The sequence below is a fragment of the Paenibacillus sp. E194 genome, from assembly GCF_000935845.1.
In the GTDB taxonomy this organism is placed as follows: Bacteria; Bacillota; Bacilli; order Paenibacillales; family Paenibacillaceae; genus Paenibacillus_B; species Paenibacillus_B alvei_B.
In genome coordinates this window covers 1-15,145 of sequence record NZ_JMDX01000061.1, presented here as the reverse complement: position 1 = coordinate 15,145, position 15,145 = coordinate 1, and the positions used below count along the sequence as shown (strand labels likewise).

The following is a 15,145-nucleotide window of genomic DNA, read 5'->3' as shown; positions in this document are numbered from 1 at the left end:
CTTGGTCAAACTAGTCAATATAAGATGCTAGAGAACCACTGCCCTAGCCCGACTTGTCGCATGTGTTGGCTTAATTTACATTGTAGGTTCGAAACTTTCCAGCGTCTTCATGCCATCGGCTCCAAAAATATTGTATACTCCAAATTCATAGAAAGAGTAGCCATAGTCCGTGTTTCTTTGAATTCCTTCGAACTTCACATATCTCGCTTCTGTTGGAGTGAAGTGAATTGTGTCCCGCCCATCTTGAGCCGTAATGATTCCATCGTTCTTTGTCGTGACATTTATCCATTCTTTCTTATCGTTAGACACGAGGATTCTGTATGTTTTGGCGCGAGCGTATTCCCAATCAATACGGATCGTATCGAACTCCTTCACCTCGCCAAGATCAACTGTGAACCATGAATTATCTACATAATTGCTTGCCCATCTCGTAGCAGGGGATCCGTCCACTGCTTTTTGCGGCATGTAATTCGGGCTGTTGTTCTCTACCGAGGAAGCTTCAACCGCTTTATTTTCCGCCAAGTTGCCAAGAAGGTAATAAGCATTATCCTTCAGCGTGTTGTAAGCACCATCTGCAATGTGGCCTTTGATCTTCTGGAACTCCAGCATTGCATTGAACATCTTGATAAACTTATTGAACTTTTCATCATTACCTTCGAATCTCTTCGCATTATCCAAATGAGCCTGCAAGGAGCGAGCCGCCCCCGGATTTTTGAACTGGTTCTCTTGCTCGAATTGATCAACTAATGTTTTGATGAGATCCACATTTGTTCCTGCATCAATGATATAAGTTGTCTTCTTTGATTTGCCTGCAGTCACCGTAACCGTAAGTTCATGCTTGCCAAGCTTGCCCGCAAAGTTAATTGGCGTACCTGCTGTGTACGGCTTGCCGTCGAATGTCGCAGTAACTTTAGTAATGCCGCTTCCGTCGTCATCCTTGAGCTGCCATGTAAATTGCACCGTCTCTGTGGCCGGCACTGTTGTATGGCTCTCCAGCAGTTTTCCGTTCATTTGTACGTCAGCATCGGAAGGAACGCCGCTATTCACGCTGTATGTGCCCTTCACGAATTGGTACAGCCAATCATACAAAATTCGATTGGATGGATCCTTACTTACAGCTGTATTATATACGGCGTCATTGCCCTGATAGTAAGCATTATATCCGTTTTGCATAAACCCGGTTTCTGCACCATTGTTCAAGTACTCGATATACTTCTCACGGAAATGATTATCCGTCAGCATCCGGTCATCAAACTCCAGCTCCATGCCCATGCCGTGCTGTTTCGCTAAGTATGCTGCGTCCGGCAAGCGCTCAGGGTCGATGTCATCCTCGAAGAAGTAATTTGGCTGGTAAGCCACATTATCGATGCCAACATCCTTCCACATGAATGACTTGTATCCTGAGAAGAACGGAACCCAGAACAGCCTCATGCCCATGTCATGTACCTTGGCACTTGTTGCACGAAGCAGATCTGATCCCTTGCTATGTGTGCTGATCTGCTCATCTAACCAGTACATGCCGACAAGCTCCAAATTGGAGTAGTTGGCAGCAGCCCACTTCTGCTTCACTTGATCCAGCCACCAGTGAACAGCCTTCACCCGGTTAGCAAGTGCCTGTTCCACACCGATCGAGTCGCTGAAGCTCAAGTTGCCATCGCCAATATCACCGAAGTCAGCGATGCCTTCTGCTGGATATGGGATCATATACACGACTTTCGTTTTACGGTTAGGATCGTTCAGCTTCGCCCCGACTTCTTTGGTCGCTTCATTTAATTGATACATATCGCCTTGCGCTGCAAATGTCTTTTCCAAGTACCATTTCCAGTCGTCCAGCTTGCTGTTCAGTCCCAAATTACGACCCATTGGCGTATCTAATCCAAGATAGAGAACTCCATCGAACAGCCAATCCTTCGGATTGCCCGCCTCATCTACATAGCTAATATTCGGAATAATGCGCTCCTTCGTCCAATCGCCCTTGCCATTCGCATAATGCCCGTTGTACAGCAGACCAAGGTCGCTAATTCCAGCAGTCGCTTCTCCTGGTGCTTGGAAGGCTGGCGTCTGCGTAGGAACAGTTTCTGCTCCTTGCACCTTGCCGTCTTCGCCTAGAATTTCAATTTCATCGACTAACGTCATCGCCCTGTTATGCATCATGAAGCTTACCTTCACATAGCGTGCATAAGCGATGCCACCGTACGCCAATCCTTCTTTGTTCGGATCCTTGATTCCCTCTTTGTTGCCCTTCCATTCAAACGTCTCTTCATGCTGTCCGTCTATCCATAACGTTTGGAGTGCATTATGAGATAACAAACCCCAATTTTCCTTATCGTCCGATACATAAATGGACACGGTTAACGGTAAAAGGACATTGTTGTTCGGCCAATCCTGCAAGAAATGAGCCTTAACGGATGAGATTGATTTATTCTCGCCGAGGTCAAATACCACTTCACGCGTTCTCTTCTTCAAATGTCCAACCCATGCCGGGTCTGACTTCGTGACCTTTCCGTACTTGCCATCTGTCAGCTTATAGCCATCATCAGCATACCCTGCTTCTGGTGCTTGCGACCATTCATAAGGAAGACCTAGAGCCAGATTGCGCTCACCTTGCTGAGGTTCAGCAGCTTGCTGCGCCGTATTTTGCTCACCCGCTTGCAACGGCGTATTCGCCTCCTCCGCCTGTACTAATGGAACCATCATTGATAGAGCTAACACAGTAGACATTACGATGGATAACCATTTCTTTTTCATTAATTGAACTCCCTTTCTATATGTAAGATTATGAATGTCATCAAATTCGAAAAACTTGGATTTGATTGATATTATTGCGGTTTCATCTCCCCCTCCTTTTTCAACTGATAAAATCCATGCGAATGATAGCGCTTACTTTTAAAATAAGAGACTTTCTGTCCTATTCATATAGACCAATCATTACTTTTGTATACTTTTGTTTACCTATTCTATCAAGACATCATTTTATTTGATTTTGCCAGTACCCCTCCCCCCGTAAATATAGCACCACCCAATTGACTGCGATTCCTGACGGAGAGATCGCCTTGATGTGCTCTTACTATCCGCTGTGCTATCGTCAATCCAAGCCCAGTCCCTCCATATCCCGGGTTTCGGGAACTATCGCTTCGATAGAACGGCTCAAAAATACGGAAGATATCACGCTCTGAAACTCCGGGGCCTGTATCTTCAATCGTAAAGCGCACACCTGATCCCTCCACCTCAAGTTGAAATAATGATTGCGCCGCCCGTCGGTGTTTAGCGAAGGGCATTATCAATCAAGTTGCCAATCTCCCGTCTCAGCATAAATGCATCACCCAGAACAGTGCACTGCTCCCGATCCGGTGGAACATATTGTAGTTGAATTGCTTTCTCGCTCGCTGATGGCTGATATTCGGTGACAATTTCGGTAAAGAGATCTGCTGCATGGAGTGGCTCCGGTCGAAGCAGCTGATCCAGAGACGATATTTGACTATAAGAGAAAAGATCGTTCACAAGCCGTGCCAACTGATCGGCCTTCTGCCTGCAAATGGAGGCATATCTTGAAGTCCTGTCAGGATTGCTTGTCAGTCCATTCTCCAGCCTCAATAAGAACCCCCTCAACGTAAATAACGGCGTTCTTAAATCATGTGCAATTGAGCTAATATAAAAGCGTCTCTCTTCCTCTAGCTCCGACTGTCGGATCAGAGATTGCCGCAGGCCATTTCCCATAGCGTGGAACGCTTCACGGACATTTGCTACCTCCAGAACGGTTGATGGGGGCAGGTGGAAATCTAGATTTCCATCGGCAATTTGCCTAGCAGCCATACTCATTGCTTCCAAAGGCTTCACGACAACACGGCCCATCTGCCAGCCAATAAAGAAATGAAACACACTCCCGCTAGAATCGAGAAGATGAACGCAAACCCACTGTCCTGCTTAGGGACATAGAAATAGGCCGTACCTTGCAGCTGGCCTTGTTCCATCATACTTATTTGCCGATCAGTGACAGCTTCTGATTCAGCAGCAGCATAGCGATAGATTTCATGATCGGAAGCATCTAATAGTAGAATGCCTGGTTGGGTTTCGACGATCTTCTTGGTTATAGCGTCCTGCCACTGTGAATCGCGCCAGCGAGTGACGTCAGACGCACGAACCTCCCCCACCGCGTGTTCTCTTCTATTTTCTCACGAAGCCTGCCCATGTGTACGGTCACAAGATATCAAATTCCTTGGGTGTCATCGACACCGGAACCCCGTTGACGCTCACTTCATGCGCCGTAATATCTAGAACGAGACGACCGAAATCAAGTTCGATCACAGGATTCCCTTCATTCTTGCTGCTTCGGCGGAGCACGGCCTTGATTCGGGCCACGACTTCCTCGGGTGTCGCTGATTTCACGATATAATCATCGCCACCTAGGCTAAGACCTCTGATCTTGTCCATGTCTCCTCCTCGCGCGCTAAGGAATAGAATCGGCGTATCTTTCGTTCTCCGAACTTGTCTACAGAGATCCAGCCCGTTCTGCCCTGGCATCATCACGTCCAACAAGATGCAGTCCACCCGATTGCGGCTTAATGCTTCGAGCGCTTGGTCTGCTTTATAGGCTCCGACCACTTACATCCTCAATGGATGAAACTCGTACAAACACAGCATCCCGAGAAGGTACTGAGCTATGTGCGCCATCTCGATGACCGATTAATAGCTGCTATTTATGGTATGGATGCGGAGACTTATTTGGATATCAAGGCTCGCTTGGTTCAGCAGGCAAGACAGGCGGCAGTACAGGTATTATCGTAGGAGTGTATACGGAGAGCTATATTCGACAGTTGGCATTTCTAACCTTAGGCGTACTGTGGATATTCACCGGATGGAAGGGGTATCAAACTGCCCGGCAGAAGAGGTTCGACAGCCATCGCATATGGGTGATTCGCAATTATGCGGTAACCCTTGTCGCCGCAACCGCACGGCTCATTACTCCCTTATGCATCCTTATTTATCTCGCAGGACATCGTGATATGCCATTCGAAGGCATCGAGCCCATTCTGAGGCAGATACTTGAGGTCAACATTTGGGTCGGATTAGTCATCAACATCATCATTGTAGAATGGATGATATTTCATAGAGTCCCGAAACGATCAGATCCAAATAAGAACAAATGAAATTAATACCCTTCCTATGCAAAAAGGAGCTTCGTCCATTTGGATGAGCTCCTTTTGTATGATAAAAACTCTGAACTACTTAAGTCGTAATAGGTCTACTCGTCTTGCTTCGACTTCCCCGCGAAGCAAGACGCATATAATTTCAGTTCCTCTTTATTTGCAGCGATGTGACCCTCTAACTTCATTCCGATCTTCTCCAGCAGATGACCAGAGCGTTCATTATCTACTGTAGTAATGGCTACAATGCGTTCTAACCCGAGCACCGTTCGACCGTATTCCAATGTTGTAGCCGCCGCTTCATAGCCGTATCCCTGTCCCCGGAATTCAGGGAGAAAGGCAAAGCCGATGTCCACATCTGTCAGGGAGTCCCTCTTGATGAGACCACACATTCCGATTGGAGTCGAATCTTCCTTCAACTCCGTCAAAAACAAGCCAAAACCTAGTCGTTCATAGCTCTCCATCGGACCATTCACAATATAGTCACGCGCACCTTCAACCGTTCTAATCCCTCTGTCACCAATATATCGGTGCCATGCTTCATCGTTCAAGAGTCGTAAAATAAACTCTGCATCATCCACAGTCAACTTGCGAAGAATTAGCCTATTCGTTTCCATAACCATCAACACAGTTTCCCCCTTTCAGAAATCAGAATTAGAAAGCTTATTAAGCAGGTGAGAAAAATAGCCACTTTCCAAATCAATATAAGAAAAACCAAAAAATGGATATCAGTTCCAAACTTACTCAAGACCTGTATCCATTCCTATATATACTTATTATTAGTTCCTGATTCTCTATGCTGAAATTACACTTACATCAACAGTCCCTAGCAGGCGCAATCCCCATTTATTTATCAAACCACTTTTTGTGCAATTACTCGAACAACAACCGGATTTTCATCTTTATATACGGCATAATTATTACCCTCTGCCATATGATTAACTTTGAATCCTATAGCCTGTAGCTTCTGTACTATTTCTTCAAGTACAATGAATCTTCTATAATGCTCATTATAGAAATACGCATTTCTTCCGACTTCTTCCCCCAACCCAAAAATTTCATCCTTCACGCTTCTCACTTCTATAAAGAATTGCCCATCTTTTTTTAAGGAATGATATACATTATGTAAAAGTAAACCTTCTTCTTCTTCCGTAATGGAATGCAAGGTGAAACGGCTATATACATAGTCGAAGCTATTTGCAATTAACACGTCTGAATGAATGAAATCATCCACTCTAAACTCAATGTTGTCATAGGAACAACTCGATTGTAAATTCAATATTGCATTGTGTGACTGGTCAATAGCTACTACTCGTAAATTGTTCTCAGCAAAAAATAAAGAATCTCTCCCATTACCACAACCTAATTCTACCAACGTTTTTCCTGTTTCCAACATAGGCAAGATATCTTTTGCGAACGTGGTAGGTTCTTTAGTAGCAATCATTTTTGAATAGTAATTATCCCAATACGAATAATCCATATGTTATTTTCCTCTCGTAGCTGCCATATTATTTCTTACTTCTTTGCAAAATGAAAATCCATTGCTTCGTTTCTTTTTGATTTTTGATATCTTCATAGAAAAACTCTTCACTTACTTTTAATTCAAACCCACTTTTATATAAAACACTGAAAATATCGTTATATTCCTTTTCGGTTCTATAAATCGCGCTATATTCGCTCTCTAAATTTTCCGAATAGAATTTATTTAAAGTCAGTCTTTCCTGCAAAGCAATCGGTTCTGATAAATAGATAATACATTCATCGTCAAATCTTTCAACAAGCTTGTTAAGTGCTGCCTTTACTTCATCGTCATTAATGTACATTAAGACTCCGCCCGATATAATAAAACGGTTAAATCTCCCCTTAAAAGGGAACTCAACCTTTCCGTTCGTTAAATCTTGAATGGATGAATGTATAAAATGAGTCTCATCTTTCTTCGCAATATCTTCTCGCGATTGTATTAAGTCGATAAATTCCTTTACATAATCTACTCCGACATATGTGTCTGCCACAGAAGTAATATATTTGGATATACGTCCTGTTCCACATCCAACTTCAAGCACATTACTGTTGTCATCTAACCTTAATAGGGGAAGTCTATGTTCTATTTCGAAGCTTGTCCATGCTTCAATTTTGCTTTTATCTTTGTCTGCACATAAAACTACTGGCGCATCGACATCGACGGAAACTTTCTCGACCGCTCTTTGAGTGTAAAAATTTTTCAAGCTTTCATGATCGATTTTAACATGTTCTTTATATACTCTTTCCATTCTCCATCCCCCTTGCTTTACTTATGCAATTTCAGTTGCAATCCGTTCGAGAACCTAATAAACGACGCATAACTATGACCATGTTGCTTATCAATCGGCGGGAGATCCATATATTCCCCGTATCTTGAAGTTAAGATATCATCATACCGCTTCGGCGCACGGAATGCATGTCCTTCAAAATTAACCTTTATTGCCTCATCATACCACCCGCGTTCAAATATATGTCCCACCAAGTTATGACAAACTATATGAGACGTTTCTTTCTCGTTGTCCCATTTGGCGAAATATTCAAACACTGCGATTGTGAAATTTCTAGGCATGAAAGATAATGCCTTAAACAGTGTTCTGCTATATACACTGCTTGCATTTTTTTTCCCGACATGGGACCATAATATTTTTCTGCAAATTTTGCAAATAGACATTAAAAGTCTTTGTTTGTACTTATTCGACGAAATATAATCTAACGGAAAAATATCCATGCATATTCCGTCTTTTTGTTCTAAGTGCTCTTGTCCCGCTCGTATGTATGATGTGTTTTTCAATCTTAACTTTCCAAAGACCCAGTTGTAATTTTTATCCATTTTTTGATTTTGTAAGAAAAACTTCTCATGATCCAATTCACTTTTGCAAACTTCACAGAATCTTTCGTAGTCTTTTCTAAACATTTGGATATCCACGTCATCATCCCAAGGGATATATCCGTCATGTCTAATTGCTCCAAGTAACGTTCCATCAGATAAGAAATATGGAATGCCATGTTTTTCGCATATACGATCTACTTCGATAAGAAGGGAGAACATCTCTTCTTGCAATAGCTTTAATTGGTCGCCATTGAGTTTTATATAATCTATGTCCGATTTCACATTCCGCCTCCTACTGCCCTTTCCACCTTGTCGTCCCTGCTTGTATATGCTAATATTCTTTCGTAATCATCGAAATAATCAATCTCAGACCAGAACATTCCTTTTACATCAATGGTTTCTATATTTTTTTCTTCTACTAATGAATATAATATATTTTCCCACCATAATTGATGTTGTTGTGCGTTTATTAGACTTTCGAGTTTATCCCTGAATTCAATTAAAAATTCCGCTCTTATTTTTCCCATTCCTACATACTCACAAGTTCGTTCTTTTAACGGTAGGTCTTTGCCGTATTTTTTTATATAACCATTTTCTAGCTGTAAAAAATAGTCGCCTTCTACCGTTCTACCTGTGTCCACCATTAAAGCGCAGTCTTTGTTCGTCTTTACAATCAGGTTTAAAATATCGTCATCTATATAAACATCGCCATTCATAATAATAGTATCATCCGTCAATTCCTCTCTTGCAAACCAAAAAGAGGCAATACTATTCGTTACATTGTAAAATGGATTAAAATAATAAGTAACGTCCAAACCTTCTAATGCTTCAAAGATTTTAGTTTTGCAATAACCGACACATACGATTGGTTGAATATTTCTTTCTAATAACATCAACACAGTTCTTCTGATCAACGGAATTCCATCTATCGGCAACACACATTTGGGGATTTCTTCTATCATTCTCGAGATTCTAGTTCCTCTTCCAGCTGCCAGCAAAATAGCTTTCATGAGTACCCTCCCCTTCTTTACTCTTGATTTTTCAACTTGAAAACAAGCTTATTACACAAGTTTTTTATAAAATGTCCTTTTCACGCAAAGCATGCAATGCATTGATTAACTTATTGTTGTCTTCTTCTGTTATGGCACCAATGTGACCTACTCGGAATAAGGTCTTACTAAGCGTTCCGCCATTTGGACATACATATATTTGATAATTATTTTTTAAATGGCGACATATTTCGTCAGCAGGCATTTTCCCGTTTGGCCTTAAAGGCGTAACAGCATTTGAGAGAGACTGCGATGAAATTTCAAAAGGTAACCCTCTGATTTTTGTTCTAAAATCTTGAGCAATATGAGCAACTCGCTCTACAACTTTATCGACGCCTATATCATCAATCATCTGCAATCTTTTTCTTAATTGAATTAATATTCCGACAGCGGGAGTGTAGGGAGTCTGCCCTCTCGTTCCATCCGCTAAGTAATTCTTAAAGTTAAAGTATAGGCTTTTCACCTTTTTGTTCAATACTCTTTCCTGAGCCTTTTCATCTAATACAACAAATGACATTCCCGGCGGTAGAGCAATCGCTTTTTGCGAGCTTAGAATGGTCGCATTAACATTATACTCTCGCATATTATAGTGATCAGCAAGAAATGAGCTAATTGCATCCACAACTAGCATCAAATTATTCCTTTCACAAAATTCACTCACTAGCCCCATGTCGTACAACACGCCAGTAGATGTTTCATGCATATTTATTAAAAACCCGTAAATCCTTTATTTTCATACTTTTCTAAATGTCGATTCGTTAATAATTCTCCGTGATCTAAGCGAATTTCTTCTGAAGATAATCCGTATATCTCACAAATCTCTTTGAATCTAGTGCCGAAGGAGCCACCATTTACTACAAGCAATTTATCATTTTCGTCAAATATATTCATAACGGTGGCTTCCATTGCTGCAGTACCGGAACCAGTCAAAGAAATCAATCGAGAATTTTCAGTTGACCCCACACACTTTTTTATCAGCATTTCATTCTCAAGCATAAGCTTAGAAAATTCATCTGTTCGAAAATACGGGATCTGTTCTGAACCAATATCCAAGACTTCCTGCTCCATCATTACAGGCCCTACTGACAAATTTAACATTCTTGGCTCCATCCCCATCCATAAAGACGAACAATATTTAATTGTTCGTGATCTCATTTAAAATGACTTGATGAATCCTTTGTCCACACGTACCATCTGCATGAACTACACTTTTCTTAAACCTTGAGATCCGTTCTTCCTTTTTGAAATCTTCGTTGCATTCTACCATATCTACAAATTGAGCCACTGAAATATCCTCATTCGTGAAATAACAACCCAAATAGTCGGCATAGTAATATGTATCTTGTTCCAGTTTGTTTTTACTTAATAAGCCTAAAACAGGCTTTTCCGTTATGATGTATTGCAGCATCACAGAGCTATAATCACTTATGATAGCATCAGAAATAGCTACTGCTTGATAAATATCGCTGCTAGTATCAATAATGATATTTGTAGCTTTTTTAAGCCTATTCTCTAACTCTACGTATATTTCTAAAAGCTGCGGCCGCATTGTTTTTATTGTTATTTCAGTAAGTGGGTGTGGCCGCCAAATTAAAACATACTTCTCATGATCCATAAAATAATTTAAAATGTACTCTGCTTGTTCAAACCAAGTATCTATATTCAATAGATCAGCAATACCTGTGTTAAATAATATTACTTTTTATTTCTTATCGTACTTTGCCAATGCAATGGAGCTTCTCTATGGTCACTTAATGCATTAAACATCGCATCAAGTTTAGGGGAACCTAATACCAATACTTTATCGGCCTTAGTACCATTAGCTACATATGCATCTTTTAAGATTTCTGATTGCACAATGATTTTTGTGACATTATTAAATGATGGAACCCCGTACAATTCCGGTGTACTAGCACTCCCTGCAACATAATAAGGAACATATACTAACATGTCTGTATATTGGGCAAGATTATCAGAGAAAAAGCGTGGGTAAACCATGGTAAGCTTATTATACTGGTCAAATGGATTGTGAATATAAATAACATCAGGTCTTCTATTCTCAAAATCATACACATCAAACGGTATTGTATTTATATCTTTTGGAAGCTCATTTCCTTCATAGCAAAATTTAATGATTTCCCCTTGAGCGTTTTTTTCGTAGTACGGAATAGGAACTACGTAACATGTACAATTCGGATCCTTCTCAGCTTCTCTATATATACTTTCAAGCGAATCCCACATTGATGCTTTATACGGCATGAACGCTATTTCTATATCTGTCTTTATATCATTGATTATCCTAGTTCTTACGTTATTCACTATGATTTTAATATTATTTACATGAGTTATAAATGATTGCTCTTTCTGCATTCCTGGCTCTAAACATTGAACGGCATCAATGGCTTTTTGAATCAGTTCGCGTACTTCATGTTCCTCACTCAGTAAGTTAGACAAAAATACTAGACTATCATTGCAATCTTGTATCATTTCACCAGTATAGCTTACATAATCTATACCTTCTTCAATTGTAGACATAAACTCCAAAATTTGTTTCTTTCGATTTAATCTCATAGTCCATCTCCAGTTAAGTTTCTCTTATGCTCTTATCAACTTTTTTATTATAAGCCCTATTTTATATAAATCTGCAAGTTCCATTTGTATTATTCTATGTTCCGATCAATCTTTTGACCTAACGGTATATTCCATTTTTCTATTTCACCATCAGGTTGCGCTGCACCAGTTTTAATCCTATGCTGAAAACGATGCTCATTCCACTGATTTGCATTTTTCTCAGATCACTAAGCTGGAAGCTTCATGTTTTTTCTTGCTTAATCCTTATTGATAAGCTATTTAAACTTGTCATCCTTGTATATACTCTATCGACAAAATACAACAAAAGATTAATAGTCTTTAACTTGAATGGATATGATAATAGCACATAAATTAACAAAAAAGACTGCAAATATAAACATAGTGCCATAACATCATATGCAAATACTGCACACATGGAGAGGTGAGGAGATTCATACAAACCCGTTTCCTTCCATCAAACCACCATATACCATGACGTCCTACAATATAAGGCTCTAATTTGAGGTCATATCAAAGTCAAAAATAAAGGCAAAGATATCCAGTTCATCTTAACCTGGACACTTTGCCTAAAAATTAATTAATTCGATAAGATTGTATATCCTGCTTATCATACCCTTCTTATGGGCAATCAGCACATGTGATGGTGGAAGAACAATTAGATGCCAACTTCCCTCATCTTCACTGTAATTTGCTCAATCCTACTGTCTATATCTGTCCCCGTAAACTTAGGGAGACTCAACTCGCTAACGATTGCTCCGTCACGCATGAACATAATGCGCTCCGTCCGTGCCGCAACCTTGGCGTCGTGAGTGACAAGCATGACCGCAGTACCTGCTTCGTTGATTTTGGAAAGGATATCCATTATCTCCTGTGCCGACTTCGAATTAAGCGCACCCGTAGGTTCATCGCCAAAAATAATTTTGGGACTGTTCATAAGCGCACGGCATATCCCTGCACGCTGAAGCTGACCACCTGACACCTGTGTAATGTCGCGCTTTTCTAGCTCCGCAATACCTACCCTCTTCATGAGTGCCCTTGCCTTTTCCGTAATTTGTGCAGCATTCTTTCGATTGTCCCTCATAGAGGGAAGAATGATATTGTCGAGGATATTCAGGTTTTTCAACATCGTCGGCTGTTGGAAGACAAACCCCATTTTTGTTCTGCGTATATCAGACAACTCGTTCTCGCCAATCTCCGCTAAATTCTTATCATCCATGATGACTTTACCGCCATTTACGCCATCTGTTCCGCTCAGTGCGAACATCAGTGTTGATTTACCCGATCCTGAAGGTCCCATGACCGCGACGAATTCGCCTTCATTGATTTCAACGGATACACCGTCGAGAACATTGCGCTTCTCATCACCCTCGCCGAAAGATTTTACGAGTTGATCGCCGATAATGATCTTCTTCATATGCCTACTCCTTTATACTTTCGGAAATTTTGATTTGCCCTGCTCTCGATGTACCGATGATGGTTGCGATAAGTACAGTACCGATCATCATTAGTGGGCTAAGCAGATACGCTGATAGTGGATTGACCGTAAAATGGAACGCCGATGCCCCAAAGTAAGAGACCATTGCCCCCGCAAGCATCTCTCCGAGCGTATTGGCTAGAAGCGTTCCAAGAACAATGCCCAAAATCAGCACAAACACGGAACGCGTTACATACTGGGCCTGAATATCCGAATTTGTAAAACCGAATGCCTTCATAACGGCAATGGAGTATCTATCCTTTGCAACAAGCAGTTTCATAAACAACAAGGTAACCAGTACCGCTATCAACAGCGCAACGGCAATTGCGGAATAGGACGCCTTGCCAACAGCACTGATTGTCGAGCCAAATGTCTGTGCCATAAACTCATCGATGTCTGACACCTTTGCAAAAGGAAATTTATCCGCATATTCCGAAACTTTACTACCAATAAGCGATTTGTCGGCAATCACCGCACTGATCACAACCCACATCATCTCTGCCGACTGATCGGTAAACACCGCCTTTGCGGTTTTTCCTCCATTGGTAATGTCAGAATAAATGCCGCTTACCTTGAGATTTTTTTCTTTCCCCTCAATCACCAGAGTCATGGAATCGCCGACTTTTTTGTTGAGCTCTTTAGCGTTCATGACCGACAGTGCCACTTCATCTTCTACACGTGGAGCCGTACCCTCCGAATACTGCACCGGGAATACGGAATGGTCTCCGAGTTCGATCTTTACCCTTTCCTCCGAGCCATTTTCCATCTTTGCTTTAGATGTTTTGGTTGTGAGTACAGCATACTTGGAGATCGCGCTATCGCTGCTCATTGTTTTGAGCATTTCAGCTGCCTTCTCAGACATATGGTCAGTCTGCTGTATATCGATGCGCATATCGCTGTTGCCTATCCCCATATATTTGATGAAGCTTTTTGAAGAAATGGTGTTGTAGAGGTTCTGAGGAACGATTATGATAAATGCCGAAATCACCAATACCGCAAGCATGGTGACGTATAGCTTCTTCCTCGCAAGTACATCTTTGATACCAAGAAAAACATTGGTATGGAACAGTTTGTTATTGCTAAGGTTGAAGCGTTTTGCGCCCGAGGCCTTTTCCTGAGAGGTTCCATATCGAATGGCTTCAGCGGCGGATATTTTCCGAAAGCGTCTTAGCACTCCATTTACAAAAGCAATAATTGCCCCAAATACAAGCAGTACGCCGATTACCCCGAACAGCATAGCAAGAGAAGTGTTCTCGCTTTCTCCCATATACATGCGGATATTTTCAAGGAGCATCCCTTTGAATACAAAAGATAGTAAATACCCGAGCAAACATCCTGCTGCTGCAATCGCTGCGTACTTCGCCAGATATATTCCCTTGATATCGGAAAGGCGGAGCCCTATGGCCTTCATCACGCCAATCTCGCGATAGTCGTCTTCGACCTTCGCAAGGAGTGTAAAGCGGATGCACATCAATGCGATTGCTACAACAAGCACGCTGACTAGAAGAATCACTCCTATCATCATCCCGTCTGAAATCGCGTTAAGTGTTTTGAAGAGAGAATATGTAATCGCTGGCCCGTTCGCTTCGAGTCCAGAAGAGGCATAAGCCGTTTCGAATTCACTGGTCTTAGACAAATCCTTGAGTCTAAACTCGATCAAATACTCAACGTTCCCTGCATGTTTTAACTCTTCATAATCATGCTTGCTGACCAGCATCCGCTTCGAAGAAGCTAACGAGGAATTCATTTGCGAATCTCGAAGCATGCCCGCAACCGTGAACTCCTTCCCGCTTATGTTCGCCTTGTCGCCAACCTTCGTGATTCCGTCCTTGATGTAGCTGATCGGAACGTACAGTTCTCCATCGGATGCTTGGATAGGACTGCCGTCAAGATTCAAGAGGAAGTCGAACTTCTCGCTCTGGACAGTAAGACCATTATCCTGCACACTATTAGCAAGTGAACCATTGCCAAAGCGGAATTGCGAGCCGTCCATATTCAAAAACTCAAGCACCTGAAAGTCTTCAACATTCGCATC

The 15,145-nt window shown here is 41.6% G+C and carries 18 protein-coding genes; 2 read left to right on the top strand and 16 right to left on the bottom strand.

Annotated elements, in window-relative coordinates:
- Positions 1–75 precede the first annotated feature (75 nt).
- The 5 genes from AZ66_RS29735 to AZ66_RS10915 form a co-directional block, all read right to left on the bottom strand.
- Positions 76–2,748 (bottom strand): DUF4855 domain-containing protein, encoded by a 2,673-nt coding sequence (locus AZ66_RS29735; protein WP_052648470.1) that lies wholly within the window; start codon positions 2,746–2,748, stop codon positions 76–78.
- A gap of 212 nt (positions 2,749–2,960) precedes the next feature.
- The gene (locus AZ66_RS29730) at positions 2,961–3,278 is read right to left on the bottom strand and encodes an ATP-binding protein (protein WP_269433071.1); all 318 of its coding nucleotides are present in this window, start codon (positions 3,276–3,278) and stop codon (positions 2,961–2,963) included.
- Positions 3,265–3,837 (bottom strand): HAMP domain-containing sensor histidine kinase, encoded by a 573-nt coding sequence (locus tag AZ66_RS29725; RefSeq protein WP_231586822.1) that lies wholly within the window; start codon positions 3,835–3,837, stop codon positions 3,265–3,267. Before AZ66_RS29725 ends, AZ66_RS29730 begins: the two co-directional genes overlap by 14 nt.
- Positions 3,834–4,151, bottom strand: a complete 318-nt coding sequence (locus tag AZ66_RS31350) for a hypothetical protein (protein WP_052648467.1) — start codon at positions 4,149–4,151, stop codon at positions 3,834–3,836. Before AZ66_RS31350 ends, AZ66_RS29725 begins: the two co-directional genes overlap by 4 nt.
- A 46-nt stretch (positions 4,152–4,197) precedes the next feature.
- The gene (locus tag AZ66_RS10915; RefSeq protein WP_197081696.1) at positions 4,198–4,602 is read right to left on the bottom strand and encodes a response regulator transcription factor; all 405 of its coding nucleotides are present in this window, start codon (positions 4,600–4,602) and stop codon (positions 4,198–4,200) included.
- Between the two features lie 15 nt (positions 4,603–4,617).
- Between AZ66_RS10915 and AZ66_RS31865 the strand changes: the two genes are divergently transcribed.
- The gene (locus AZ66_RS31865) at positions 4,618–4,785 is read left to right on the top strand and encodes a hypothetical protein (protein ID WP_197081695.1); all 168 of its coding nucleotides are present in this window, start codon (positions 4,618–4,620) and stop codon (positions 4,783–4,785) included.
- Between the two features lie 29 nt (positions 4,786–4,814).
- Complete coding sequence (locus tag AZ66_RS10910) at positions 4,815–5,147, top strand: DUF2306 domain-containing protein (RefSeq protein ID WP_052648466.1); 333 nt, start codon at positions 4,815–4,817, stop codon at positions 5,145–5,147.
- A gap of 95 nt (positions 5,148–5,242) precedes the next feature.
- On the opposite strand, the gene AZ66_RS10905 is transcribed toward AZ66_RS10910, so the two are convergent.
- From AZ66_RS10905 to AZ66_RS10860, 11 genes are all read right to left on the bottom strand, one after another.
- Entirely contained in the window at positions 5,243–5,770 is a 528-nt protein-coding gene (locus tag AZ66_RS10905) for a GNAT family N-acetyltransferase (protein WP_044354879.1), read from the bottom strand.
- Positions 5,771–5,997: 227 nt separating this feature from the next.
- Positions 5,998–6,624 (bottom strand): class I SAM-dependent methyltransferase, encoded by a 627-nt coding sequence (locus AZ66_RS10900; protein WP_044354878.1) that lies wholly within the window; start codon positions 6,622–6,624, stop codon positions 5,998–6,000.
- A 28-nt stretch (positions 6,625–6,652) separates the two neighbouring features.
- Positions 6,653–7,414, bottom strand: a complete 762-nt coding sequence (locus AZ66_RS10895; RefSeq protein ID WP_021262144.1) for a class I SAM-dependent methyltransferase — start codon at positions 7,412–7,414, stop codon at positions 6,653–6,655.
- Positions 7,415–7,431: 17 nt separating this feature from the next.
- A complete protein-coding gene (locus AZ66_RS10890; protein WP_021262143.1) occupies positions 7,432–8,277 on the bottom strand; it encodes a LicD family protein in 846 nt (281 codons plus the stop codon).
- Positions 8,274–9,005, bottom strand: coding sequence for a phosphocholine cytidylyltransferase family protein (locus AZ66_RS10885; RefSeq protein ID WP_044354877.1), 732 nt, complete (start codon positions 9,003–9,005; stop codon positions 8,274–8,276). The genes AZ66_RS10890 and AZ66_RS10885 overlap by 4 nt, the downstream gene beginning before the upstream one ends.
- A gap of 64 nt (positions 9,006–9,069) precedes the next feature.
- A complete protein-coding gene (locus AZ66_RS31860; RefSeq protein ID WP_197081693.1) occupies positions 9,070–9,747 on the bottom strand; it encodes an aminotransferase class V-fold PLP-dependent enzyme in 678 nt (225 codons plus the stop codon).
- A 5-nt stretch (positions 9,748–9,752) separates the two neighbouring features.
- Entirely contained in the window at positions 9,753–10,115 is a 363-nt protein-coding gene (locus AZ66_RS31855; RefSeq protein ID WP_197081692.1) for a hypothetical protein, read from the bottom strand.
- Between the two features lie 64 nt (positions 10,116–10,179).
- The gene (locus tag AZ66_RS10875; protein WP_044354876.1) at positions 10,180–10,710 is read right to left on the bottom strand and encodes a CDP-glycerol glycerophosphotransferase family protein; all 531 of its coding nucleotides are present in this window, start codon (positions 10,708–10,710) and stop codon (positions 10,180–10,182) included.
- A gap of 29 nt (positions 10,711–10,739) precedes the next feature.
- On the bottom strand, positions 10,740–11,615 hold the full coding sequence (locus AZ66_RS10870; RefSeq protein ID WP_044354875.1) for a hypothetical protein: 876 nt from the start codon (positions 11,613–11,615) through the stop codon (positions 10,740–10,742).
- A gap of 676 nt (positions 11,616–12,291) precedes the next feature.
- The gene (locus tag AZ66_RS10865) at positions 12,292–13,050 is read right to left on the bottom strand and encodes an ABC transporter ATP-binding protein (RefSeq protein WP_044354874.1); all 759 of its coding nucleotides are present in this window, start codon (positions 13,048–13,050) and stop codon (positions 12,292–12,294) included.
- Between the two features lie 4 nt (positions 13,051–13,054).
- A partial coding sequence (locus AZ66_RS10860; RefSeq protein WP_044354873.1) for an ABC transporter permease occupies positions 13,055–15,145 on the bottom strand: 2,091 nt, incomplete at its 5' end.